Source organism: Brevibacterium daeguense, from assembly GCF_021729135.1.
Classification (GTDB): domain Bacteria; phylum Actinomycetota; class Actinomycetes; order Actinomycetales; family Brevibacteriaceae; genus Brevibacterium; species Brevibacterium daeguense.
The window spans coordinates 96,977-122,360 of record NZ_JAJTWW010000020.1; the positions used below are offsets into that span (position 1 = coordinate 96,977).

A 25,384-nucleotide genomic window follows, 5' to 3' on the forward strand; every position below is an offset into this window, starting at 1 on the left:
GTTCTGACCGCAATTGCCCGGATGCTGGTCTCATCACCGAAACGGGCATCGCCCGCCGATTCAAGGAGAGAGACCATGCCGTTCTTCGCCCCCGAGATCACCACCGAGGCCGATGCCCTGCCCGCTTTCCTCCGCCAGCAGATGCAGCAGCTGCGCTCGACCGCGTTCGGGCTGTCGACCGAGCAGGCCCGGACGACGCCGCTGCCGAGCGCCCTGTCCATCAGCGGGCTGCTCGCCCATACCGCTCAGGTCGTCTACGGATGGCTGACGATGGCCCTGCGCGCTCCGGAGCGGCTGACGACCGATGAGTACATCGAGATCAACCGGCTGATCGGGCTGCACGAGATGTATTCCGGCGCCGAAGTCCCCCAGGACGCCTCGCTGGATGAGATGCTCGTGATCTTCGACCGGGTCGTCGACTTCATCGCGGAGGCCGCGCCGCGGATCGATCTCGCGGTCGAGCTCCCGAAACCGGTGAGCCCGTGGATGCCGGAGGACCACTCCGCGAACGGCCGCTGGGTGTGGCTGCACCTCATCGCGGAGGTCGGTCGGCATGCCGGGCATGCCGACCTGATCCGCGAGGCGATCGACGGGAAGATCTCCTATGAGCTCAACTTCCTGGTCGACGGCGGCACCGAGGAGGAGTGGCAGGAGCAGGACGCCGCCTGGAGCTGAGCGGGCGGCGGCCCGGCAGCTGAAGTCCCCTCAGGCCGCCTGCAGCACGCGGGCGCGGCGATCGACGAGGAACCGGAGGTAGGCGGGCGTGGTGAGGAAGTCCTGGAACTCCTCGCCGAGCGCCGTCTCCCGGAAGATCTCCACCGCATCGCAGTAGTGGTCGGCGGGGTGCCGCCGGATGGTGGCGAGCTCCTCGGCGAGGCAGCGCTCGACCATCGTGCGGGTGAGCTTCCGGCCGTCGGCCAGCCGGACGCCGTGGTGCACCCATTGCCAGATCTGACCGCGGGAGATCTCCGCGGTCGCCGCGTCCTCCATGAGGTTGTCCAGCGCGACCGCTCCCGTGCCGTCCAGCCAGGCATTGAGGTAGCCGAGCGCCACTCGGATGTTGGCGCGCACTCCGGCCTCGGTCGGCGTCTGCGAGATCCCCTCCATGCTGAGCAGATCGGCGGCGGAGACGTTGACGTCCTCACGCTGCCGGGCGACCTGATTCGGCCGCTCGCCCAACACCTCGGCGAAGGCCTCCTGCGCCACCGGGATGAGGTCCGGGTGCGCGACCCACGAGCCGTCGAAGCCGGCCGCGGCCTCGCGTCGCTTGTCGGCGCGCACCTGGGCGAAGGCATTCTCGGTGACCTCGGGCTCACTGCGATTCGGGATGAAGGCGCTCATCCCGCCGATCGCATGGGCTCCTCGCCGGTGACAGGTCTGCACGAGGAGTTCGGTGTATGCGCGCATGAACGGCACCGTCATCGTCACCTCGGAGCGGTCGGGCAGCACGAACTCGCGATGGTTCCGGAAGTTCTTGATCATCGAGAAGATGTAGTCCCACCGCCCGGCGTTGAGGCCGGCGGCGTGCTCCCGCAGCTCCCAGAGGATCTCCTCCATCTGGAACGCAGCCGTGATGGTCTCGATCAGCACGGTGGCGCGCACGGTCCCCTGCGGGATCCCGAGGCGGTCCTGGGCGAACACGAACACGTCGTTCCACAGCCGCGCCTCACGTGCGGCCTCCAACTTGGCGAGGTAGAAGTAGGGGCCGCGGCCGGACGCGATGAGCTCCTCGGCGTTGTGGAAGAAGAACAGCCCGAAGTCGACGAGCGCACCCGAGGCGGAGACCTCGGTGCCATGATCATCGATCCACCGCAGATGCTTCTCCGGCAAGTGCCAGCCGCGCGGGCGCACGACGATGGTGGGCGGGGTGGGATTGGTGATGCGGTACTGCTTGCCCGTGGCAGGATGCGTGTATTCGAGCCGCCCTCTCACGGCACGGGTCAGGTTGCCGATGCCGCCGACGATGTTGTCCCACGTGGGCGAAGTCGCGTCCTCGAGGTCAGCCAGCCACACCAGGGCCGGGGAGTTGAGCGCGTTGATCGCCATCCGCGCGGAGACCGGGCCGGTGATCTCGACCCGGCGGTCCTCCAGACCCGGAGCGCCGGCGCTGCCGGCGACCTGCCAGTCCGCGTCCTCGCGAATGTGGCGGGTCTCGTCCTTGAATGTGGGGAGTCTGCCGGAGTCGATCGCTGCGCGCCGGACCTCGCGGGCGGAGAGGAGCTCACGGCGGCGGCTGTGGAACTGCTCATGCAGCGCGGCAACGAACTCGAGCGCGGGGGCGGTGAGGATCTCGGAGTATCCGGGCTTCATCGGGCCGGTGATCATCATGCGGGACATCGGAAACATCTCCTGAGAAGTGAAGTACGATGCCCGGCACCGGCTCAGGTGCCGGGCATCGCGTGTCGTGGCCGCCTCGGGCGCGGGAAACCCCTGAAACCCGCGCCCGAGGCGACACGTCTGGTGGGGAAGCCCTCAGAACTGAGCGGCTTCGGTGGAGTCCTTGAGCGCGGTGGTCGAGGACTGCGGGTTGATGGCGGTCGACACCAGGTCGAAGTAGCCGGTGCCCACCTCGCGCTGGTGCTTGGTGGCGGTGTAGCCGCGCTCCTCGGAGGCGAACTCGCGCTCCTGCAGCTCGACGTAGGCCTTCATCTGCTCGCGGGCGTAGCCGTGGGCGAGGTCGAACATCGAGTAGTTCAGCGCGTGGAAGCCGGCCAGCGTGATGAACTGGAACTTGTAGCCCATCGCGCCCAGCTCGCGCTGGAACTTGGCGATGGTGGAGTCGTCGAGGTGCTTGCGCCAGTTGAACGACGGCGAGCAGTTGTAGGACAGCAGCTGGTCCGGGTACTCGGCCTTGATCGCCTCGGCGAAGCGCTTGGCGACCTCGAGGTCGGGCGTCGACGTCTCCATCCACAGCAGGTCCGAGTACGGGGCGAAGGCCAGCCCGCGGTCGATGCAGGGCTCGATGCCGTTGGTGATCTTGTAGTACCCCTCGGCGGTGCGCTCTCCGGTGATGTACTTCTGGTCGCGCTCGTCGATGTCGGAGGTCATCAGGGTCGCGGCCTCCGCGTCGGTGCGCGCGATCACCAGGGTGGGCACGTTCTCGACGTCCGCGGCCAGGCGCGCCGCGTTGAGGGTGCGGATGTGCTGTGCGGTGGGCACCAGCACCTTGCCGCCGAGGTGTCCGCACTTCTTCTCGGAGCCGAGCTGGTCCTCGAAGTGCACGCCCGCTGCACCGGCGCTGATCATCCCGCGCATGAGCTCGTAGACGTTGAGCGCTCCGCCGAAGCCGGCCTCGGCGTCGGCGACGATGGGGGCCAGCCAGTCCTCGACGTTCTTCTGTCCCTCGGAGGTCTCGATCTGGTCGGCGCGCATGAGGGCGTTGTTGATGCGGCGGACGACGGCCGGCACGGAGTTCGCCGGGTAGATCGACTGATCCGGGTAGGTCTGCGAGGCGAGGTTGGCGTCGGCGGCGACCTGCCAGCCGGAGAGGTAGATGGCCTTGAGGCCGGCCTTGACCTGCTGCACGGCCTGGTTGCCGGTCAGGGCGCCCAGCGCATTGACGAAGTCCTCGGTGTGGAGGAGGTCCCAGAGGCGCTCGGCACCGTGGCGGGCCAGGGTGTGCTCCTCGATGAGGGACCCGCGCAGTCGGGCGACGTCCTCGGGGCTGTAGTCGCGGGCGATTCCGGCCCAGCGCGGGTTGGTGGCCCATTCGCTGCGGATGGCGTCCACGTTGTGCAGATCCTGCGGCTGCTGCGACATTGCAATCACTCCTGTGCTTCGGGGTTGAACGGATCGGCTCGGTCTCTCCGGGCCGTCCCGGTGGTGCGAAGGCGGCGACATCACCGGCTTCCTCGGCGCCTCCGGCCGCGGCTCCTGCGGTGAGCAGGACCACTGCTTTTCGGCTGTGACAGCAGTCTTGCGCCTCTGCAAGCAGTGCAGAAGAGGTTTCTCGATAGAAGATCTGCCGGATTTCTGCGGGACGGAAATCTGCTGGTTCTGTAGCGTCGGTCACACCGGTGTGGCATAGTTGGCCCATGATCGAGACCATGTCCCACGCCATCGCCGGCGGCGGCACCCTGGCTGCCGCCCGGACCAAGGCGGAGCCCCCTGTCACCGACGCGCTGAGCATCGGGCGCAAGGTCCGCCACTATCGCACTTCCGCCGGGCTCACCCTGGAGCAGCTGGGACATGCTGTCGGGCGGGCGGCCTCACAGATCTCGGCGATCGAGAACGGCAAGCGGGAGCCGTCCCTGTCGATGCTCAGCGCGCTGGCCACAGCCCTGAACACCTCGGCGGAGTCGCTGCTCGACCCGGCCCCGCTGGACGCCAGGCAGGCGCTGGAGCTGGAGGCGGAGCGGGCGCAGTCCTCAGCGCTGTACTCCTCGCTGGACCTGCCGCAGGTCCGGGTCAAGTCGCTGCCGCAGGACGCGCTGGAGGCGATCGTCGGGCTGCAGCGGCAGCTGAAGTCGATGGTCGAGCGGCGAGCCGCCACCCCGGAGGAGGCGCGGCGGGCCAACAAGCGGCTGCGCGAGGAGATGCGGGCGCGCAACAACTACTTCGCCGAGCTCGAGGCGCAGGCCGGCGAGGTGCTGGATGTGATCGGCTACGAGGACGGGCCGCTCAGCCAGCGGCAGGCGGCCCGGATCGCCGCGCACCTGGGCTTCAGCCTCCACTACGTGTCGGACCTGCCGAAGTCCACCCGCTCGGTGACGGACACCCGCAACCGCCGGCTGTACCTGTCCAACGAGGACGCGGCCGGACACGATCCGCGCTCGCACCTGCTGACCGCGCTGGCCTCGCATCTGCTGGGTCACGCTCCGCCGGCGGACTACGGCGACTTCCTCGCCCAGCGGGTCGAGGCGAACTACCTCGCGGCCGCACTGCTGCTGCCGGAGCGGGCCGCCGTGTCCTTCCTCGCGGAGGCGAAGAAGAATCGCAGGATTTCGATCGAGGAGCTGCGCGACCTGTTCGGGGTGAGCTATGAGACCGCCGCGCACCGGTTCACGAACCTCGCCACGGAGCACTTCGATCTTCCGGTCCACTTCATGAAGGTGCACGTGTCCGGAACCGTGCACAAGGCGTACTCGAACGACGGGCTGCCCTTCCCCACCGACCCGCTGGGCGCGATCGAGGGCCAGTACGCCTGCAAGCGGTTCACCTCGCGGGCGGTGTACCAGGTCTCGGATCGGTTCAGCCCGTACTTCCAGTACACGGACACCCCTGCGGGCACCTACTGGTGCACGGCGCGGGTGCTGCCCGGCGGCGGCGACTTCTCCGTGAGTGTGGGCGTGCCGTTCGCCCACGTGAAGTGGTTCGAGGGGCGGGAGACGATGAAGCGCTCCGAGTCCCGGTGCCCCGATCCCACCTGTTGCCGTCGGGCCCCCGGGGAGCTGGAGGACAAGTGGGCCGAGGCGTCCTGGCCTGCCGCCCGCACCCACGCCTCGCTGCTGGCCGCGGTCCCGCCGGGAGTGTTCCCCGGCGTGGACACTACCGAGGTGTACCAGTTCCTGGAGCGGCACTCGGGGTAGTTCACGATAGGTTGAGGGTGACACTGATCAGCACTGTTCCCCGGACGAAGGAGTCCTCATGCCCATCGAATTCGCCTCCCGCTCGATCGCCGGCTCGACCGCCGTCATCACCGGCGCCGCCAGCGGCATGGGTCGGGCCACTGCCCTGCTCTTCGCCTCGGAGGGCGCCCGGGTGGTGCTCGCGGACCGCAGCGCCGAGCAGCTGACCGATGTGGCGCGGGAGGTGGAGGAGCTGGGCGCAACCGGCGGTGATGCGGCACAGGTGCTCGCCGTCGAGTGCGATGTGCGGCAGCCTGCCGATCTGGAGAAGCTGGTCACGGCGGCCGTCGACCGGTTCGGCGGCATCGACCTGCTGGTCAACAACGCCGGCGTCTCGCGGCGGAACAATGTCACCGAGCAGAGCGACGAGGAGTTCGAGGACGTCTGGCAGGAGGTCCTCGACATCAACCTCACCGCCCATGTGCGGCTGGTGCGTTCGGCCCTGCCCCACCTCAAGGCATCGGACGCAGGGCGCATCGTCAACATCGCCTCCACCGAGGCGCTCGTGTCGCAGGCAGGCCTGATCAGCTATTCGGCGTCCAAGAGCGGCGTCGTCGGGATCACCCGCAGCATGGCCATCGAGCTCGCGGAGTTCGGGATCACGGCCAACGCGATCTGCCCGGGGCCGATCGAGACCGGGATGACGAGCAAGTACCCCGAGGAGGCCAAGGCGAAGTACGCCCGCCGCCGGGTGCCGATGCGCCGCTACGGCCGGCCCGAGGAGGTCGCGCAGATGACGCTCAACCTGTGCCTGCCGGCGTCGAGCTACGTCACCGGAACCGTGATCCCCGTCGACGGCGGGATGTCGATGTTCCACGTCTGAGGCCGAACCCGGGAACGACGTCACACTGTGAGGCGCCGGCGTAGTCGGGAACGGCGCGGTTCCCGGTCACGCCGTGAGGCGCCGGCGCACCTCCGCCGTGGTCACGAGCTCGATCTGGGGACCGAAGAGGCTCATCACGTGCAGCGCTGCCCGGCCGTTCTCCGCGGTCGAGTGCGCGCACGCATCCTCGACGACCAGCGTGCGGACCCCGGCGTCGGCGGCCGCCAGCGCCGTCGAGATCACGCAGCAGTCGGTCGACACTCCGGTGAGCACCATATGCGGTTCCGGGCCCAGGCGGGCTGCCAGCGCCTCGCCCCACTTCCCGAAGGTCGGCTCTTCGACCGGCGGGTGCGGGGACAGCTCGGCGGCACCGGCGACGAGGTCGTACAGCGGGTTGTCCGCCGCCACGTCCGCGAACGGCCACTCCCGGAAGTAGTCGCCCCACGCGGTGGCCCGGTCGGCGGTCGGCAGCCAGCGCGTCACGGTCACCCGGCCGTCGAACAGGGGCGCGAGCTCGCGGATCCTGGCGAACGCCTCGGGGAAGAACGGCGAACCCCACGCGGAGTCCGGGGACGCGAAGATGTGCTGCGGGTCGATGACGACCAGGTGCGGCCGGCTCATGCCCCGGCACCCGCCTCGGCGTTGTCCCGGAGTACGCGCGCGGCCTGCTCCTGCCGGCGGATGGTCGGCCGGCGCAGGATCAGGGTGGCGACGAAGGACAGGACGAGCGCCAGCAGCACCCCGAGGTTGGCGTACGCCCAGGTGCCGTCGCGGCCGCCGACTGCCGGGAGCAGATAGCCCTGCCAGTTGTTCCACGCCGCTTCCTCGGCGAACTGGTTGATGACCAGCCCCCAGCCGAGCACCGAGGCGACGGCCATGGTGATGAGGCTCGTCCAGTCGAAGGCCCGGTAGACGCCGTCCGGGTTGAACAGCGAGGGCTCGTGGTAATCCTCGCGGCGGGTGAGGATGTCGGCGATGAGGATGCCCGCCCAGGCGGCCAGCGGCACGCCCAGGGTGATGAGGAAGCTCTGGAAGGGCCCGAGGAAGTCCTGGGCGAAGAAGACCACCCAGATCGTGCCGATCGTCAGGATGATGCCGTCGATCCCGGCGGCGAGCGGTCGCGGGATGCTGATGCCCAGACTCAGCAGCGTCAGGCCCGAGGAGTAGATGCCCAGCACAGCGCCGGACACCAGCGCCAGCAGTGCGGTGATCCAGAACGGGATGAGCGCCCAGGTGGGCAGCAGCACGGCCAGCGTGCCGACGGGGTCGGCGGCGACCGCCTCGAGCAGGGCCGGGTCGGAGCCGCCGAGCAGCAGGCCGACGGTGACGAGGATGACCGGGGCGGCCGAGCCGCCGATCGTGTTCCACAGCACGATCGAGCCGTCCGAGGCGGAGCGCTTCTGATAGCGGGACCAGTCGGCGGCGATGTTGATCCAGCCGAGCCCGAAGCCGGTCATCACCATGACGAGCGCGCCGATCATCTGCTGCACCGAGCCGTTCGGCAGCGACATCACTGCGGCGAAGTCGATGTGCGGGATCACGAGGATGATGTAGAGGATCGTGATGATGCCGGTCACCCAGGTCAGCACCGACTGCAGCTTCATGATCGTGTGGTAGCCGAGCACGGAGGCGGTGACGATGATGCCGGCGACCACGATCGCGGCGATCACCCGGACCCAGGTGCCGTCGGCCCAGCCGAGGGTCTGGAACACCGTCGCGGTGGCCAGCACCGCGGTGATCGCCAGGAAGGTCTCCCAGCCGATCGAGGTCAGCCAGGACACGATGCCGGGCACCTTCTGGCCGTGGACGCCGAACGCCGCCCGCGACAGGATCATGGTCGGCGCGCTCCCGCGCTTGCCCGCGATCGCGATCAGCCCGCAGAGGAAGAACGAGACGACGATGCCGATGACGGCGACGATGGTGGCCTGCCAGAAGGAGATGCCGAAGCCGAGCACCCACGGCCCGTAGCTCATGCCGAACACGGAGACGTTCGCGGCGAACCAGGGCCAGAACAGGTCGGAGGGTCTGGCCGTGCGCTGCGAGTCCTCGACGATCTCGATGCCGGTCATCTCGATGAGGGGTGCGTTGTCAGCCATGATCGTCCCTGTCCGTCGACTCCGCCGTGGCCGTTCACGGCGTGCTTCCATCATGCCACCGGGTTTGCGCGTTTGTGCACAAATCTATGTGACGCTCGTCGCCCTCGCAGGCTCCGAACCACGCGGACGGCAAGCGAGACTGCGACCAGGAGCCAGCCGGCCACCGCCACCCACAGCCAGGCATCGCCCACTGCCTCCACGATCGGCAGGCGATCCGCGGTCCCCAGGCTCATGCTGGCGACCGCGAACATGCCCAGCGGGAAGATGATCGACCACAGCCCCGCCTCGTACCGCAGCGGCACCCGGTGGATCCAGTGCCGCCAGATCCCGCCGGCGATCAGCGGCGGAATGAGCCATGCCGCGAAGCACCAGAAGACGACGGAGCTGCCCGCGGCCAGCGTCCGGATGGCGTCGACCATCGGAGTCGACGACATCCCGACGATCCGAGAGCCGGCGACCACGGCGATCGCCATCGCCCCCATCGCCACCCAGAACTGCGGCTGGAAGTCCTCGGGCCGGATCCCGTGGATGATCACCCGCAGCGACAGGTAGATCGCGATGCCCGAGTACAGCACGATGCCCACCGACCACGAGAGCACGGCGACGATGCCCAGAATGTTGCCGAACTGCGGCAGCGCGGTGTCGAGCACGGCGGCGCTGACCGCAACCGACTGGCTGGCGACCGACCAGATGAACCAGGTGCCGTTGACCGCCTGCAGCCCCGGTCGCTCCCCCTGCCCGAGGAGGGCCGCCCAGGGCACCACATAGCCGAACGCCAGCCAGGCCGCCAGCCCGATGATCGCGAGCGCCACTGCGGGCGTCGCCATCCCGTCTGCCGCCAGGCGGACGGCCAGCACATTGGAGCCGGCCACGAAGGTGAAGAACCCGAAGGACACCTGCGGATTCTGGACGTCGGCGCTGAACTCGCGCCAGCAGAACATCAGGCGGGCGAGGAAGAGCACCAGGAGCACGGTGTAGGCCAGCGCGGCCAGCACCAGCAGCACTGCCGAACCGACTTCGAACCCGCCGAGCTTGAGCCCCAGGGAGACGATGCCGGTCGCCATCACCAGCGCGAAGTAGCCCGGCGGCAGACCGCGGACGGTGCTGGCGAGGACACCCATCTCAGCGCAGCGCGCCGAGCGCCTTGTCGGCGACGTACTCGGCGATCGCCATCGAGCTCGTCGCGCCCGGGGAAGGCGCGTTGCGGACCTGCGTCAGCCGTCCGCGGGTGGTGATGACGAAGTCGTCGACGAGCGAGCCGTCCGGGTTCATCGCCTGCGCGCGCACTCCCCGCGGGCCCGGCTTGACGGTGGCGGGGTCGATGTCGGGCACGTACTTCTGCGCCTCCTCGATGAAGGCCTTGGGCGACAGCGCGGTGCGCGCCTCGCGCGCGGCGGCCCGGACGTTCTGGGAGGCGAACTTCCAGAACCCCTTGAAGCCCAGTGTGGAGCCGATGTCGCCCAGGTCGAAGCCGCCGCGCTCGTACTTCTCCCGCCCGAGGGCGACGAAGGCGTTGGGGCCGAGCATCAGCGCGCCGTCGATCCGCCTGGTCAGGTGCACCCCGAGGAACGGGAACGCCGGGTCCGGCACCGGGTAGATCAGGCCGCGGACCACCTCGGCGTCGGGCTTGTCGATGACGAAGTAGTCGCCGTGGAACGGCACGATCCTGGGGTTCGAATCCAGTCCCGAGGCGGCCGCCAGGCGGTCCGCCTGCAGGCCGGCGCAGGTGACGACGAGGTCGAAGGACCCGCCGTCCTCGGTGGTGCGGGAGTCGATGCCGGGCAGGGCGAGCGCGACGCGGACCTCATTGCCCATGGTGTCGAGGCGGGCAACCTCTGAGTTGTACTCGATCCGCCCGCCGGCCGCGGTGACGTCGGCGGCGAAGGACTCCGCCAGCTTGGCGAAGTCGATGATCGCCGTGTGGGGCGAGTGCAGGGCGAGCACCCCGCGGACGTGGGGCTCGACCTCGCGCATCTCGTTGCGGTCGAGCAGCTTCACGTGCGGGACGCCGTTGGCCTTGGCACGTTCGAAGATCGCCTCCAGACGGTCGACCTCGGCGGTGGTGTGGGCGACGACGAGCTTGCCGCATTCCTCGTAGTGGATGCCGTTCACCGCGCTGTACTCGACGAGCTTGGCCACGCCGGTGCGGCACAGCCTGGCCTTGAGGCTGCCCGGCTCATAGTAGAGGCCGGCGTGGACGACGCCGGAGTTGTGGCCCGTCTGGTGGGCGGCCAGGTAGGGCTCCTTCTCGAAGATGGTGACGGTCGCGTCCTCGCAGCGGAGGGCGAGCTCGCGTGCGACGGCGGTGCCGATGATGCCGCCGCCGACGACGGCGATGCGTGAGATCCTCATGGTGCTATCTTGACAGAACCCACCCTGGACACAACAGGGTCGCCGAGGTGGGTCGCCGGGCGAATGCCCAGGTGACGCGCCCGCGCTGGATGTCTGAGGAGAATGAGTCGGTGGAGAACGGTTGGGTCCTCGACTGGCCCGGGAAATCCGCCGCAGCGGCACTCGCGGCACCGCGGTCGGCTGAGCAGGTCGGACTGCGCGGAGCCGAGTGCGGCCTTCCCCGCGACCGGCACATCGCCATCGAGGGCGAGAACCTCGAGGCGCTCCACCTGCTGCGCCGCACCCACCGCGAACAGGTCAAGGTCGTCTACCTCGATCCGCCCTACAACACCGGCAGCACACTGCCGTACCGCGACACCTTCGGGGCGGCCGGCCACAGCGGCTGGCTCAACATGATGCTGCCCCGCCTGCTCCTGACGCGTGAGCTGCTGCGCGACGACGGCGTCGTCTTCATCTCGATCGACGACCGGGAGAACGCGCATCTGCAGCTGCTCGGGCACGAGGTGTTCGGCGAGGAGAACTACCTGGGCTCGTTCGTCCAGCAGCGCGCGAAGGGCGGCGGAAACGCCAGGTCCTTCGTGCGCGGCCATGACTTCGTGCTCGTGTGGGCGCGGAATGCGCAGGCGGTCGGACCGTTCCTCACCGAGAAGCGGCCGCCGGCCAAGTACGAGACGATCGGCGACCGCCGCTTCCTGGTCGACGACGACGTGCTGCGAGTGAGCTTCGGGAAGTACACCCGTGGGGCGGAGCGCCGGCTGATGTACGAGGACATCCTCGCCGTCCGGGGCCCTGCGAAGAAGGCCGAGGTGGACGCCGGCCTAGCAGCCGGCACGCTGCGGCTGCGGCCGTGGGGTGATCCCGCCCCGGACGGCGCCCGGAAGCACGCCGTGGTCCGGCTGACGCCGGCCGAGGACGCGAGCTCGAAGATGTACTCGATCATCAAGGCGCTCAACGAGGGCGGCCGGCGGGATCTGGAGGCGCTGGGGCTCGGCGGGCTGTTCGGCTACCCCAAGCCGCTGGAGCTCATCCGCACGCTGGTGCGCTCGCAGACGTTCTTCGACCGCGAGGCGATCGTGCTCGACTTCTTCGCCGGCTCCGGCACCACCGGCCAGGCGGTGATGGAGCTCAACGCAGCCGACGGCGGCGACCGGAGGTTCGTGCTCGTCCAACAGCCCGAGGAGCTGCGGGACGTGCCCGGAGCCCGCACGGGCGCCGAGGCGGCCGGCGCCTCGGAAGCGGGGGGCGCCTCGGGAGAAGGGGGCGCGATCACGACGATCAGCGAGCTCATGCGCGAGCGGGTGCGGCGAGCCGGCGAGGCGCTCCGGTCCGATCACCCCGAGCTCGACGTCGAGTTCGTCGACGTCCGACTGCCGCCGCCGGATGCGTGAGGGGCTGCGGGCTGCGGTTCCGGCACCGGCTCCTTCGGCCCGCTCCTGGCTCCGCCGGACCCGCTAGGGTCGGAATATGGCGCATCTCATCCCGGAGCGACCGGACTTCCGCGGCTCCACTGCAGAGCAGACCGTGTGGACCGCACTGTGCGAGCAGCTTCCCGACGACGCGACGCTGATCCACGGCCAACGACTGACGCTGGACAACCGCGACGTCGAGATCGACCTCCTGGTGCTGTGGCCGGGACAGGGCATCGCAGTGATCGAGGTCAAGGGCGGGCGCGTCGGCGTCGCAGACGGGCACTGGCACACGACCAACGGCCAGGGACATCGCAACCGGCTCAAGAGGTCGCCCGTCGAGCAGGCGATGGTCGCCAAGCACACCCTGATCGACTACCTCCGGCGCTGCGTGTCCACGATCCCTGGCCCGGTCGTCCACCTTGCGGCGTTCCCGTACACCGAGCTGCCGGGCGACTGGACCGTTCCCGAGGCGGAGCGCGAGATCCTCATCGACGCCACCCAGCTGGACCGGGCCGCGGAGGCGGTCGCCCTCGCCCTGCGCCGCGCATTCGATCCTGACCGCGACGAGCCCTTCGTCACCTTCGAGCATGTGCTCAAGAATCTCCGCCGCACCCACGAAGCGATCGAGAACGTGCAGCTGCGCGCCGCGGAGATCGAGGACGCGGCGAACGTGCTCACGGTCGAGCAGGAGAAGCTCATCCGCATCCTCCGCCACCAGCGCCGCGCCGAGATCAGCGGCGGTGCGGGGTCGGGGAAGACCCACCTGGCGCTCATCAAGGCGCGCACGCTCGCCAAACAGGGCCTGCGGGTCGCGCTGATGTGCTATTCGCGCGGCCTGGGTCGCTACCTGGAGCTGACCACCGCGAGCTGGCCGGAGGACGAGCGACCGGCATACGTCGGTCTGTTCCATGACCTGCCGATCTCGTGGGGCGCACCCCGGGGCACCGACGACGACTCCGAGTACTGGGAGGTGACGCTGCCGACCCGCCTCAAGCAGCTCGCCGACGAGCGCCCGCGGATCGAGCTGTTCGACGCGATCGTCATCGACGAGGGCCAGGACTTCTCCAAGCTGTGGTGGGAGGCCGTGCAGTCCTGCCTGCGCAACCAGTCGGAGGGGATCCTCTACGTCTTCACCGACGAGCTGCAGCGGATCTTCGACCGCTACGGCGACTCCCCCATCACCATGAGCCCGTTCCAGCTCGACGAGAACCTCCGCAACTCCGTCCAGATCGCCGAGGCGTTCGGCTACCTGGCGGACGAGGCGCCGGTGCTGCGCAACGGCTCCGGCGAGGAGGTCGAGTACATCGACGTTCCCGCCGAGGATGCCGTGGCGACGGCGGACGGGGTGGTCGAGCGGCTGCTCGACGATGGGTGGGCGCCCGGCGACATCGCGCTGCTGACGACATTCCGGCGGCATCCCGTGCAGCGCGAGATCGTCGAGACCGAGGGCAACAGCGCCTACTGGGACCAGTTCTTCGCCAGGGAGAACGTGTTCTACGGGCATGTGCTCGGCTTCAAGGGGCTCGAGCGCCGTGCAGTCGTGCTCTGCGTCAACGGCTTCCGCGATCTCGACCGGGCCCGAGAGATGCTCTACGTCGGCATGTCGCGGGCCCGCGCGAAGCTGGTGGTCGTGGGTGATCAGCAGTTCCTGGCGGGGCTGGCCGATCTCATCGACCCTTCGCAGTGATCCACTGCCGGCACGTGCGCGGCAGGTGAGCAGTCAGTGCCCAGTAGCCCACGCCTGCCGCAAGGGACGCGACAACGGCAAGTGCGGGGTGGATCCCGACCAGCTGCGGGTAGACCAGCCAGTGGACGAGGTAGATGTGCAGCGAAGCGCCCGCCAGAAGACCCAGCACACCGTGCAGCCCGGTGGGCACGGGGACCGCCCGGACCCACGTGAGCAGCAGAATGCCGACGACGATCATGCCGTCCCGCGCGGGCTCGCCGAAGAAGCCCGGCACCGTGAGAACGGCCAGCACCGAGACGGCGAGGCGCCGCACGGGGGTGTCAGCCCGACCGATCGCCCATCCCAGGGCGAACAGCCAGAGCACCGGCAGGGTATGGGGCACCCCGGGATCCAGCAGACCGAACCGGGGCAGCAGGCCGATTCCGAACAGGACGAGCGGGAAGGTGAAGGGGGCGCGCCGTTCGACGCGGTCGGCCCAGGGCACGGCCAGCAGGGCGACCATCACCAGCAGCACGTAGACCAGCACCTCGATGAACCAGAAGTGCCACTCGGTCGTCCAGGTCTCCGGCCCCACCAGGGCATTGAGCAGCACGATGTTCGCAGGGCTGTACGCGTCGGTCAGCAGGTAGGCCACGGCGATGAACGCCACGCTCGGCACGACGATGCGCCCGATGCTCCGCAGCTGGCGCGTCAGGCGTTCGGCGCGATCCCCCGACAGCTGGAAGCGCGCAAAATTGAACCCTGCCACCGCCATGAGCACATGCGCCGCACCCGGCAGATCGAAGAGCTTCGCGTGGGTGCCGACGATGAGCACGATGGCCAGCGCGCGCAGCACGATGCTGGTATCGAGCGCGCCCAGCCACTTCCGGCCGGACGGGGCCTCATCCGCGAGGGCGGCGAGGCGCTCCACCGGAAGCACGTGCCAGTCCGGGGGCACCTGCCCCAGCGCCTGCTCCAGCCGGACCGAGACCGCGACATAGGACAGCGAATCGCCTCCCAGGTCGACGAAGCTGCTCTCGTCGTCGATCTCCCGGAGGCCGAGCTCCTCAGCGAAGATCCGCCGGACCGGGTCCATCCGGGGCGCCTCGCCCTCGCTCCCGCTTGCCGGCTCCGGCGCAGAGCGCGCTCCCCCAAGCGCCAGCACCGCGCCGTAGTCGGTCTTGCCGTTGGTCAGGCGCGGCAGCTCAGGAACTGAGTGGACGTCGACCGCGCCACGCGGCACACCCAGCCGCTGCGCCAGCGACCGGGCGGCGGCGTCGGAGTTTTGGTCGGCGTCGGGGTCGGGGTCGGGGCAGAGGTCGGCGCCGGCGACGGCGTCGGGGCAGTCCTCGACCGCCACGACGATCCGCTCATCGGATCCCGCGGCCGCAGCCTTCATGCCGTCCTGCGCGAGGAGCTTCTCGACCTGTCCCAGGTCGATGCGCAGTCCCACGATCTTCGCGAATCGGCTGCGCCGTCCCACGATCTCGTACAGGCCGTCGGGGTGTCGGCGGGCCAGGTCACCGGTGCGCAGCTCGCTGAGCGTGTGCCCCTGGGCCAGGTCGCCCGGCTCGAGGGCATAGCCCATCATCACGTTGGGTCCGGTGTAGACGAGCTCGCCGGCGGGCAGGTCGGGCACGGGGTCGATGCGGAAGTCCCCGCCGGGCACGGGAATCCCGATGACCTCCGGATGGGCGGCCGCGAGGTGGGGAGGCAGGTAGGCCATCCGAGCCGTCGCCTCGGTCTGGCCGTACATGACCACCAGGTCCCACCCGCGCCGGCGGCCGAGCTCGGCGTTCCGGCGCACCGCCTCGGGCGCCAGCCGTCCGCCGGCCTGGGTGACGTACCGCAGGTGCGGCAGGTCCATGTCGGCGAACCCGACTCGGTCGAGGAGCTCGAAGGTGAAGGGGACTGCCGCGAAGGTGGTGGCCCGCCGTGCGCGGAACAGGTCCCAGAAGCACGGGTCGACGACGGACAGGTCGGTGAGCACCAGGGCCGCACCCCGCAGGAGATGGCTGTGCACGACGGACAGGCCGTAGCAGTAGTGCATCGGCAGCGTGGTGGCGGCGCGGTCGTCGGGGGTGATCTGCAGCGCCTCGGCGATGGAGTACGCGTTGGAGCGCAGATTGCGATAGGACAGGCGCACGAGCTTGGGGCTACCGGTCGACCCCGAGGTCGTCAGCAGCAGCGCCAGCTCCGGATGCAGCTCGTGGCGGCTCTCTGCGCGCAGCTCCTCGATGACCGGATCCGAGCCGTCGGAGCCGAGGATCACGTCGGGATCGTACGCCGCCATGACGCTGTCCGAGGATCCGCTCTCGGTGGACACCAGCAGGACGGGGCTGCCCGCCCGCAGTGCTCCCAGATAGCCGACCAGGGAGCCCAGATCGTTGCCCGCACGCAGCGCGACAAGCCGCCGGGCGGAGCGCAGCCGCGCCGCAACGTCCTCGACGCGGTCGGAGAGTTCGCGGTACGTCAGCACCTGCTCGTCCGTCATGACTGCCGGCCGGTCCCCGTGAGCGTCGAGGGCGGCTGTGAACGGCAGGAGATCGAAAGCCTGTTCTGTGACCATAGGCGGAACACTAAAGGTAGGCTACCCTAAACACAATACGAAAGGCTTGTCTTACTGAATTGCCCCGGCCGACGAGCGCAGGGGCGAAGGGAGTTCAACGTGCGAAGGCACCTGCTCGCTGCCACGACAGTGACCGCGGCCCTGACCGTCTCCGGATGCGGCGCCCTCGGCGTCGGCGAGGAGCAGGCGGATCTGCAGATCTACACTGCTCGCCACTACGACCTTGAGGAGGCCTTCGCCACGTTCACCGAGGATTCCGGCGTGAGCGTGGAGTTCATCACCGGAGACGACGCCGAGCTGCTCGAGCGACTGCGCGCCGAGGGCGAGAGATCCCCCGCGGACGTGTTCATGACGGTGGACGCGGGCAATCTCTGGAATGCCGCGCAGCAGGACATGCTGGCGCCCCTCGACTCCGCAGCCCTGGAGGAAGCGGTGCCCGAGGACCTGCGGGACCCCCAGGACCGGTGGTTCGGCCTGGCGATGCGCGCGCGCACCACCACCTTCAATCCGGAGAACGTCGAGCCCTCCGAGTTCGATGCCGAGGAGACCTACGCCGGGCTGGCCGACCCGAAGTGGAAGGGCCGGCTGTGCATGCGCGATGCCACCTCCGCCTATACCCAATCCCTGGTCGCCTCGCTCATCGACCTGCACGGACGCGACCGGGCGCTGGAGATCGTCAAGGGCTGGGTGGCCAACGACGTCGAGATCATGAGCAACGACACCCTGCTGCTCGAGGCGATCGACACCGGCGCCTGCGACGTCGGCATCAACAACCACTACTACGTGGCCCGGCAGCTGGAGGAGAACCCGGACATGAATGTCGAGGTGTTCTGGGCGAGCCAGGAGGGCGCGGGCACCCACGTGAACATCTCGGGAGCCGGGGTGGCCACACATTCGGACAATCCGGAGCAGGCCCAGCAGCTGATCGAATGGCTGGCCACCGACGGGCAGAGCGCCTTCGTGGACGCCAGCCACGAGTACCCGGTCAATCCGGATGTCGAGCCGGAGCCGGTCATCGCCGGGTTCGGTGAGTTCAAGCGGATGCCGCTGAACGCGGAAGCGTACGGAGATCTCAACGCCGAGGCCGTGGATCTGCTCGCCGAGGCCGGCTACGAGTGACCGAGGCGGGCATCCTCGCCGAGGCGGGCCGCAGGGAGCACAGGCGGATCACCGCTCCCGGCGGCCGTCCTGCATGGGCGCTGCTCGTCGTCGCCATCGCTGCGCTGGTCGCGACCCCGGTGCTGGCCGTGCTCGTCGACGGGGCGGGCGGCCTGGCCGCGGGCGGATTGCCCAGGGGCGCCGGCGAGATGGCCGTGACCACCGTGCTGCTCATGCTCCTCGTGGGTCTCGGCACCCTGGTGATCGGCGGGGGTCTGGCGTGGCTGGTCACTGCCTATCGCTTCCCGCTGCGCGGCGCGCTGGTCTGGCTGCTGGTGCTCCCGCTGGCGATGCCGGCCTACATCCTCGGATTCGTCTTCCTGTCGATCTTCGACGTGACGGGGCCGCTCCAGTCGGCGCTGCGATCTGCGTTCGGGCCCGAGGTGTGGGTGCCGGAGGTGCGTTCGCTCCCGGGAGCCGCCCTTGTCCTGTCGCTGACCCTGTATCCGTATGTCTACCTGCTGGCTCGCAACGCGCTCCTCGAGCACGCCGCCGGAACCTACGAAGCCGCACGCACTCTGGGAGCAAGCAGAATGCGGGCGTTGTGGCGAGTGGTGCTGCCGATGGCGCGCCCCTCCCTGGCGGCAGGGCTCGCGCTCGTGATGATGGAGACGCTCACCGACTTCGCCACCGTCCAGTACTTCAATGTCAAGACCGTGTCGGTGGGGGTCTACCTCGTCTGGAAGGGCAGCTTCGATTTCGCGGCCGCTTCCCAGCTGTCCGTGGTGGTCCTGCTCTTCGCTGTGGCGGTGCTCGCTGGAGAGCGGCGTCTGCGGGGACGCGCACGGTTCCACCAGCAGGGCGGCCGCGGACGCGGCATTCAGCCCAGGATCCTGACCGGCTGGCAGGCCTGGACCGCCACGGGCGTCGGGGTCTCCGTGCTGCTGGCGGGGTTCGCGCTGCCTGTGACGCAGTTGGCCCTCTGGGCCGCACGAGGTCTTCACGACGGCAGCGCCTCGCTCGTCGATCCGCGATTCGTCGACTATCTGACGAACAGCCTCTTCGTCGCGGTGATCACGGCACTGCTGTGTGCCGCCCTCGCCGTCATGATCGCACACGGATGGAGGATGGGGGGCAGGATCGGAGCCTTCGCCGCTCAGCTGACGACGTTCGGCTACGCGGTGCCGGGCGCGGTGATCGGCATCGGCGTGCTGCTCTCCTTCGCCCACCTCGACGAGGCGCTGGTCCGGGCGGGGGTCCCCGGCGGCACCGGCCTGCTGGTGACCGGCTCTGTCGCCGGAGTCGTCTACGCCTACACCGTCCGGTTCCTCGCCCCGGCCTATCAGGCCGTCGATGCCAGCTTCGCCAAGATCTCCCCCAGCACCACGCTGTCCGCGCTGACGCTGGGTGCCTCTCCTGTTCGCGTCATGGGCCGAGTCCACCTGCCGTTGGCGCGCTCTGGAGTCGCGGTGGCGCTGGTGCTGGTGGTCATCGACGCCGTGAAGGAGCTGCCCATCGTGCTGCTCCTGCGGCCGTTCGGGTTCACAACGCTGTCCGTGTGGGTCTACGATCTCGCGCGGGAGAACTTCTGGGAGCAGGCTGCCCTGCCTTCGCTGCTGATCGTCACCGTCGCGGTGGCCCCGGTGCTGCTCCTCTTCCGTCAGGTGAGGCGAGCAGAATCCCACAGCACCGACGGAAAGGTGGACAGATGACCGACAAGCCGACGACCCGCTCCCCAGCCCCGACCCGCGGTACTGCCGATGCGACTCCGCCGGCGCTCACCCTGGAGGGTGTGGGCAAACACTACGGCGGTGTCGTCGCCGCGCGGGATCTGCAGCTGACAGTGGCGCCGGGCGAGCTCGTCACCGTGATCGGCCCGTCCGGCTGCGGCAAGTCGACCTTGCTGCGCCTCATCGCCGGCCTGGAGCGCCCGGATGCAGGCACGATCCGCATTGCGGGAGAGACGGTCGCCGGCAGCGGCCGGTTCCAGCAGCCGGAACGGCGGCGGGTGGGGATGGTTTTCCAGGACTATGCGCTGTTCCCACACCTCACCGTGGCTCAGAACGTCGCCTTCGGGCTCAACCGTGCTGCCCGGGCCGAGCGTCGCGTCCGAGTAGATGAAGCGCTCGAACTGGTGCGGATGGCGCACCTGTCCGGGCGCTACCCGCATGAGCTCTCCGGCGGGCAGCAGCAGCGGGCTGCTCTGGCCCGCGCTCTGGCCCCGGCACCGAAGGTGGTGCTGCTCGACGAGCCCTTCTCCAGCCTTGACGAGTCGCTTCGGGCCCAGCTGCGAGCAGACACCGTCGCCGCCCTGCGCGAGACGCGCACCACCGGCGTCCTGGTCACCCACGACCAGACCGAGGCACTGTCCGTGGGTGACAGGGTGGTGGTGATGCGCGGGGGTGCCATCGAGCAGGCAGACGTGCCGGAGAAGGTGTTCGAACAGCCGGCGTCGCGGTTCGTCGCCTCCTTCATGGGCGATGCGGACTTCCTCCCGGCACATGTCGACCGCGCCCTGCTCACCTGCGAGATCGGGATCGTCTCCACTGTTCCGGGCTGGGCCGACAGCGATGTCGACGTCGAGGTGGTGCTGCGACCGCACGAAGTCGCCCTCCGCGCCGACCCGAGCTCTGCTTCCCGTGTCGCAGCCGTGGAGTACCACGGCGCCTTCGTGCTGCACACGGTGCAGCTTCCCTCGGGACGACGGCTGCGCTCCTGGCAGCACAACGGCGTGCGCTATCCGGTGGGCACGGCGGTAGCAGTGGGGGTGGCACCGGGGATCGTCCCGTCACTGCTCGTCGGGGACGAGGCGATCACCCGACCCCCCGGGCGGAACGGCGGTCAGCCACTCGACTCCCGTGAGGACGGACTGCCTGCGCCCGCCCCGGCTCTCGCCGAGGACACGTTCCACCGAGCACGATAGCGTTCGGCCATCGCAGCTGGGCTCAGTCCGCGTGGTCGGACGCCAGGGCCGCGGCACCAGCGACGGCAGCGGTCACGGTCAGCACGCTCGGCCAGGCGCCGATCTTCTTGGCCAGCGGATGGGACAGGCCGAAGCCGAGCAGGTAGGCGGCGCTCAGGCCGGTCGTGGTGAGCGGTCCGCGCTTGGCCAGCCAGGTGCGGCCGGCGTAGACCCCGGCCAGCCCGAGCACGACCCCGCCGAGGGCACGGATCCGGGTCTCACGCGCGGTGAGATACCCACCGATGAGCCCCAGGGCGACGACAGGTGCGGTCTGAACTTCGTGTGCATCCTTCATGTCTGAGGAGTCTAGTACCGTGCCTCCCAGGCAGCGGCCGGGAGACCAGGGAATTGATAAACGGGATGACAAAGGCTAACGAGAGCCCCAGCCGGCGAGCACTCCCGGATCAGGCGGAGAGCTCGATGATAAACACAATAACAACTGATAAAGTGTCGCCATGAATGCATCTCGTGAGGCTGGCCAGCCGCCCCCGCGAAACCCCTTCACCCCCAGCTTCGGCACGCCTCCCCCGCTGCTCGTCGAACGGGAGAACGTCATCGCGGAGTTCGAGGAGGCCCTGGAGATCGGCCCTGGCGCACCCGGCCGCGCCATCTTCGTGACCGGCGCCCGCGGCGTCGGCAAGACCGTCGTCCTCAACGAGCTCGAGGACTCGGCCAAGCAGGCCGGCTGGATCGTCATCACCGACACCGCAGGGCCGGGACTCGTCGACCGGCTCACCCATGCCACGCTGCCCCGACTCCTCCGCGAACATGACCCGCACGCCACCCAATCGCGCCTGACGATGGTGCGCATCACCTCGGTCGCGGCCGAGCGCGAGGTCAGCGAAGCGCACCAGCCCCAGTCCACTCTCCGCTCCCAGCTCGAGCAGCTCGCCGATCTGCTGGCCCCTCACCGGACGGGCATCCTCCTCAGCCTCGACGAGGTGCATCACGCCGCGATCAATGACATGCGCGAGGTCGCCGCCGCCCTGCAGTTCGGATTCCGCGAAGGTCGCGACATCGCCTTCGTCGCCGCCGGCCTGCCCGAGTCGATCAACCACCTCGTCAACGACCGCTACTCGACGTTCCTCCGTCGTGCCGAGCGCTTCGAGCTCACCGCGATCTCCCCGCCCGCCGTCGAACGCGCCCTGCGGGAACCCGTCGAGGAGGGCGGGCGCACCATCACCGACGAGGCGATCACCGCCGCCGTCGCCGCCAGCGACGGCTACCCCTATCTGGTGCAGTCGATCGGCTTCTACGCCTGGCGCGCAGCCGGCCAGGCCGAGACCATCCGCGCCTCCCACGTCGAGGAGGCGATCACCACCGCGCGCCGGCGCATGGAGCAGCAGATCCACGAGCCCACCCTGGCGGACCTGTCCCCCGTCGAGCGCACCTTCGTGCTCGTCATGGCCGCCGACTCCGGCCCCTCGCGCATCGCCGACATCGCCGAGCGCATGGATGTCGGCAACAACTACGTCCAGCCGTACCGGGCGCGCCTGATCAACGCCGGGGTCATCCGGCCGATCCAGCGGGGCGTGGTCGACTTCGCGATCCCCTATTTGCGCTCCTATCTCCGGCGCGTCCACCTCGGGCTCGCGGAGGCGCCGGCCGGTCTCATCGAGCAGGCACCGGACGAGGATCTCGGAGAGCTTCCGCGCGAGTGAATCTGTTGCTGCATCGAGTGAATCAGACGTTACATCCAGGAAACAGAAAGGAGTATATTGTGGCCGAGCCCACTCGGAACGCTGTGGGCTGAACCCCCGCCGACATACAGAAAGGCGCGCCATGAGCGACTCCTCGCGCAGCGACAGCAGAGCTGCGAGCGCGGCCACCGCGAACGGTCATCCTCCCGCCGGCTCGAACGAGGACCACGGCTTCATCCGGGCGCTCGGATCGGTCGACGCGCTCTTCATCGGCTTCGGCGCGATGATCGGCTTCGGCTGGATCACCCTGACCGGTGGCTGGCTGGAGACCGCGGGCACCTACGGCGCCCTCCTCGCATTCCTCACGGGTGGCATCATCATGTCCTTCGTGGGGGTCGTCTACTCCGAGATGGTCGCGGCGATGCCGCACGCCGGCGGAGAGCACAACTACCTGATGCGCGGAATCGGGCCCAAGATCTCGATGCTCGGGTCCTGGGCGATGACAGGCGGCTACATCAGCGTCGTGCTGTTCGAGGCCGTGTCGATCCCCATGACGGCGGTCTACCTCTTCCCGAACCTCGAGCAGGTCAAGCTCTGGACCATCGCCGATTTCGATGTTCATCTGACATGGGCACTCGTGGGGACGATCTCGGCACTCATCGTCACCTGGATCAACATCCGCGGTGTGAAGCTCGCCGGTCTCGTTCAGACCTGGATCGTGGCATTCCTGCTGACCATGGCCCTGCTGCTCCTGGTCGGCGGAGTCGTCGGCGGTGATGTCGCGAACACCGAGCCCTACTTCACCGGTGGCGCTGTCGGCTTCATCGCGGTGCTGGGCGCGGTGCCCTTCCTGTTCGTCGGCTTCGACGTCATCCCGCAGTCGGCCGAAGAGGTGAAGATCCCGCCGCAGCAGGTCGGCAAGCTCGTCGTGGTGTCCGTGTTCATGGCAGTGGCGTTCTACCTCATCATCATCTTCGCCACTTCCCTCGCGCTTCCCGCCGAGGAGCTGGCCAAGCGCGAACTCGTGACAGCGGACGCCCTGGCGGTCCTCCTCGGCCACGAGGTGTGGGGCAAGATCGTCATCGCCGGCGGCGTCGCGGGCATCATCACCTCCTGGATCGCGTTCCTCATGGGCGGCTCACGCCTGATGTGGGCGCTGGCCCGCTCCGGGATGATCCCTGCCTGGTTCGGTCAGCTGCATCCCAAGTACCGCACCCCGGCCAACGCACTGGTGTTCATCGGCGTGCTCTCGGCGATCGTGCCGTTCTTCGGCCGGCCCATGCTCGTGTGGATCGTCGATGCCGGATCGCCAATGATCGTCTTCGCCTACGGCCTCGTGGCGGTCGCGTTCATCGTCCTGCGCAAGAACGAGCCGGACATGCCCAGGCCGCTGCGCGTCGGCGGCAGGGGCAATGGCGGCCTCGCGATCGGCGTCATCGCCGCCGTGCTGTGTGCCGCGCTGTTCTTCATGTACATCCCCGAGCTCACACCGATCTCGGTGACGCTGGCGCCGCAGTCCTACCTGATGTTCGGCATCTGGATGCTTGCCGGGCTCGTCCTGATGCTCCGCCTGCCGGGAGGAATCAAGCCCGGCCCGTTGGCCGAACAGCAGCTGGTGGCTAAAATCGCCGAAAGGAAACAATCGAAAGGCTAAAGATGTCTCAGGCTCCTGCCACCAATCCCGCCGCTGTGACGACGTCCGCCGCCGAGGCGGTGGGTCCGCTGGCAGAGCTGCTCGCCTCCCGCTACAGCGTCCGCCATTTCACGGGCGACCCGGTGCCCGACCCACTGCTGGATTCGGTCCTCGAGGTCGCCCAGCGAACTCCGTCCTGGTCCAACACCCAGTCGTGGCACGTCCACGTCCTGACCGGCGAGCCGCTGGCCGAGATCGGTCGTCGGCTCCGCGCCGAGGTGTCGGTGCGCACCCAGCAGAAGGTCGCGCATTCCGATCTGGAGATGCCCCGTCGCTTCTCCGACCTGGAGATGCACCGGAAGCGGGTCACCGGGTACGGGCGCTACGAGGCGCTCGGCATCGATCGGAAGGACATGCTGGGACGGTTCGAGGCGGCGCTGACCAACTACGAGTTCTTCGGCGCCCCGGTCGGACTGGTCATCACCTCCAGCCGCGAGGTGGGTCCATACGGCTGGGTCGACACTGGCTCGTACATCGCCACGCTCCAGTACGCAGCGTGGGAGGCCGGACTGGGCGCCTGCGCTTTGGGCTCCATCGGCATGCACACCGACCTCATCCATCGCTACCTCGGACTGGGGGATGACGTTGATGTGGTCGCCGGCATGGCGATCGGGTTCCCGGATCATGCAGCTCCCGGCAACTCGTACCGCACGGAACGTGCTCCGCTGGATGAGGTCGTCACTCGAGTGGAGCAGTTGCGGGACTGAGCCGTCACTAGGCGGCAAGGAGAGCAGCAAGCCGGGCTACAGCCGCGCTCGACGCAGCCTTCGACGAGACTTCCCTGCGCCTCTTCAGCGGATCATCGAGCAGCTTCGATGATGAGAGCTCTGGCCAGATCAGTGCGATACGCCCCGACGAAGCCTTCGAGACCTCCACTCGTGTTTCTGGCGGTGCACCCCGGGATCCCGAAGCCGGCCCAGGCGAATCAGCCGCAGATCGTGGCACCGGCTGGACAGGCGGATCAGCCGCAGACCGTGGCGCTTGATGCTTAGGCGGTGGCACGGCGCGGACCAACGATGGGGTGTGGACCAGCGGAGGCGTCGTCGCGGTGTAGGTATGGCCGGTCGGTGTTGTCACTTCCAGCTGGGCTGGGGTGGCGTGGTGCTGCCAGCCGGGGTTCTCCTTCGCGTAGTTGCAGCGCGCGCACAATCCGGAGGCGTTGTGCCAGCTGGTGGAGCCACCATCCCGGTGCGGCGTGGCGTGATCGACGTGCTTGATGGCGGCATCGCAGAACGGAGTCCGGCAGGTGTCATCACGTAGGACCACCATCCGCCGCAGCAAGCCGGTGAATTCTCTGCGCCGAGATTCCATCCCCACCAGCTGCCCGGACTCCGGCGCGGTGAACAGCCGCCGCAGGAACACCTCCGCCCGCGTATCGGCGACCAGCCGGCGGGCCGCCTCGGCCGGCAGCGGGCCGTGCCCCGGGATCCACGCCGGAACCGCCCCACCGCCCAGCAGCGACTCATCAGTCATCACCAGGTGCAGCTCGACAGGAACGTCGGCGGCCTC

20 protein-coding genes are annotated in these 25,384 nt (G+C 68.9%); 11 read left to right on the top strand and 9 right to left on the bottom strand.

Annotated features, from left to right (window positions below; all coding sequences use genetic code 11):
* Positions 1-75 precede the first annotated feature (75 nt).
* Positions 76-675, top strand: a complete 600-nt coding sequence (locus LXN01_RS14160; protein ID WP_236866081.1) for a mycothiol transferase — start codon at positions 76-78, stop codon at positions 673-675.
* A gap of 30 nt (positions 676-705) precedes the next feature.
* Here the strand turns inward: LXN01_RS14160 and aceB are convergent, their stop codons facing one another.
* Both aceB and aceA read right to left on the bottom strand, forming a co-directional pair.
* Complete coding sequence (aceB, locus tag LXN01_RS14165) at positions 706-2,337, bottom strand: malate synthase A (protein ID WP_236866082.1); 1,632 nt, start codon at positions 2,335-2,337, stop codon at positions 706-708.
* Positions 2,338-2,472: 135 nt separating this feature from the next.
* Positions 2,473-3,759 carry an isocitrate lyase gene (aceA, locus tag LXN01_RS14170; RefSeq protein ID WP_236866083.1) on the bottom strand — a complete coding sequence of 429 codons (1,287 nt, stop codon included), beginning with the start codon at positions 3,757-3,759 and terminating at the stop codon, positions 2,473-2,475.
* 275 nt (positions 3,760-4,034) lie between these two features.
* Between aceA and LXN01_RS14175 the strand changes: the two genes are divergently transcribed.
* Positions 4,035-5,528: a helix-turn-helix domain-containing protein gene (locus LXN01_RS14175; protein WP_236866084.1), complete on the top strand. Its 1,494-nt coding sequence runs from the start codon at positions 4,035-4,037 to the stop codon at positions 5,526-5,528.
* A 58-nt stretch (positions 5,529-5,586) separates the two neighbouring features.
* Entirely contained in the window at positions 5,587-6,390 is an 804-nt protein-coding gene (locus LXN01_RS14180; RefSeq protein WP_272902505.1) for an SDR family NAD(P)-dependent oxidoreductase, read from the top strand.
* A 66-nt stretch (positions 6,391-6,456) separates the two neighbouring features.
* On the opposite strand, the gene LXN01_RS14185 is transcribed toward LXN01_RS14180, so the two are convergent.
* Genes LXN01_RS14185 through lhgD form a run of 4 tightly spaced genes read right to left on the bottom strand, consistent with a single transcriptional unit; the run spans position 6,457 to position 10,838 of the window.
* The gene (locus tag LXN01_RS14185) at positions 6,457-7,011 is read right to left on the bottom strand and encodes a cysteine hydrolase family protein (RefSeq protein WP_236866085.1); all 555 of its coding nucleotides are present in this window, start codon (positions 7,009-7,011) and stop codon (positions 6,457-6,459) included.
* Positions 7,008-8,486: a purine-cytosine permease family protein gene (locus LXN01_RS14190; RefSeq protein WP_236866086.1), complete on the bottom strand. Its 1,479-nt coding sequence runs from the start codon at positions 8,484-8,486 to the stop codon at positions 7,008-7,010. The genes LXN01_RS14185 and LXN01_RS14190 overlap by 4 nt, the downstream gene beginning before the upstream one ends.
* Positions 8,487-8,536: 50 nt before the next feature.
* Entirely contained in the window at positions 8,537-9,607 is a 1,071-nt protein-coding gene (locus tag LXN01_RS14195) for a tellurite resistance/C4-dicarboxylate transporter family protein (protein ID WP_236866087.1), read from the bottom strand.
* Position 9,608: 1 nt separating this feature from the next.
* Positions 9,609-10,838 (bottom strand): L-2-hydroxyglutarate dehydrogenase, encoded by a 1,230-nt coding sequence (gene lhgD, locus LXN01_RS14200; protein ID WP_236866088.1) that lies wholly within the window; start codon positions 10,836-10,838, stop codon positions 9,609-9,611.
* Positions 10,839-10,948: 110 nt separating this feature from the next.
* Between lhgD and LXN01_RS14205 the strand changes: the two genes are divergently transcribed.
* Together LXN01_RS14205 and LXN01_RS14210 are read left to right on the top strand one after the other, a co-directional pair.
* Entirely contained in the window at positions 10,949-12,226 is a 1,278-nt protein-coding gene (locus LXN01_RS14205) for a site-specific DNA-methyltransferase (protein WP_236866090.1), read from the top strand.
* A 76-nt stretch (positions 12,227-12,302) separates the two neighbouring features.
* The gene (locus LXN01_RS14210; RefSeq protein ID WP_236866093.1) at positions 12,303-13,934 is read left to right on the top strand and encodes a nuclease-related domain-containing DEAD/DEAH box helicase; all 1,632 of its coding nucleotides are present in this window, start codon (positions 12,303-12,305) and stop codon (positions 13,932-13,934) included.
* On the opposite strand, the gene LXN01_RS14215 is transcribed toward LXN01_RS14210, so the two are convergent.
* Positions 13,915-16,482 carry an AMP-binding protein gene (locus LXN01_RS14215; protein WP_236866095.1) on the bottom strand — a complete coding sequence of 856 codons (2,568 nt, stop codon included), beginning with the start codon at positions 16,480-16,482 and terminating at the stop codon, positions 13,915-13,917. The two genes, LXN01_RS14210 and LXN01_RS14215, sit on opposite strands and share 20 nt — an antisense overlap.
* Positions 16,483-16,581: 99 nt before the next feature.
* Here LXN01_RS14215 and LXN01_RS14220 point away from each other — a divergent pair, with 99 nt between their 5' ends.
* From LXN01_RS14220 to LXN01_RS14230, 3 genes are read left to right on the top strand one after another with little or no spacing between them, the layout of a single operon-like run.
* On the top strand, positions 16,582-17,601 hold the full coding sequence (locus LXN01_RS14220; protein WP_236866097.1) for an extracellular solute-binding protein: 1,020 nt from the start codon (positions 16,582-16,584) through the stop codon (positions 17,599-17,601).
* A complete protein-coding gene (locus tag LXN01_RS14225) occupies positions 17,598-19,292 on the top strand; it encodes an ABC transporter permease (RefSeq protein ID WP_236866099.1) in 1,695 nt (564 codons plus the stop codon). Before LXN01_RS14220 ends, LXN01_RS14225 begins: the two co-directional genes overlap by 4 nt.
* The gene (locus LXN01_RS14230) at positions 19,289-20,503 is read left to right on the top strand and encodes an ABC transporter ATP-binding protein (protein WP_236866101.1); all 1,215 of its coding nucleotides are present in this window, start codon (positions 19,289-19,291) and stop codon (positions 20,501-20,503) included. Before LXN01_RS14225 ends, LXN01_RS14230 begins: the two co-directional genes overlap by 4 nt.
* A gap of 22 nt (positions 20,504-20,525) precedes the next feature.
* On the opposite strand, the gene LXN01_RS14235 is transcribed toward LXN01_RS14230, so the two are convergent.
* On the bottom strand, positions 20,526-20,837 hold the full coding sequence (locus tag LXN01_RS14235; protein ID WP_236866103.1) for a hypothetical protein: 312 nt from the start codon (positions 20,835-20,837) through the stop codon (positions 20,526-20,528).
* A 160-nt stretch (positions 20,838-20,997) separates the two neighbouring features.
* On the opposite strand from LXN01_RS14235, the gene LXN01_RS14240 reads away from it, so the two are divergent.
* The 3 genes from LXN01_RS14240 (at position 20,998) to LXN01_RS14250 (ending at position 24,582) form a co-directional block, all read left to right on the top strand.
* Positions 20,998-22,203 (top strand): DUF8462 domain-containing protein, encoded by a 1,206-nt coding sequence (locus tag LXN01_RS14240; protein WP_236866111.1) that lies wholly within the window; start codon positions 20,998-21,000, stop codon positions 22,201-22,203.
* A gap of 121 nt (positions 22,204-22,324) precedes the next feature.
* On the top strand, positions 22,325-23,836 hold the full coding sequence (locus LXN01_RS14245) for an APC family permease (RefSeq protein ID WP_236866113.1): 1,512 nt from the start codon (positions 22,325-22,327) through the stop codon (positions 23,834-23,836).
* A gap of 2 nt (positions 23,837-23,838) precedes the next feature.
* Entirely contained in the window at positions 23,839-24,582 is a 744-nt protein-coding gene (locus LXN01_RS14250; RefSeq protein ID WP_236866115.1) for a nitroreductase, read from the top strand.
* A 7-nt stretch (positions 24,583-24,589) separates the two neighbouring features.
* On the opposite strand, the gene LXN01_RS14255 is transcribed toward LXN01_RS14250, so the two are convergent.
* Positions 24,590-25,384, bottom strand: a 795-nt coding sequence (locus LXN01_RS14255; RefSeq protein WP_236866123.1) for an HNH endonuclease, incomplete at its 5' end; no start/stop codon positions are given.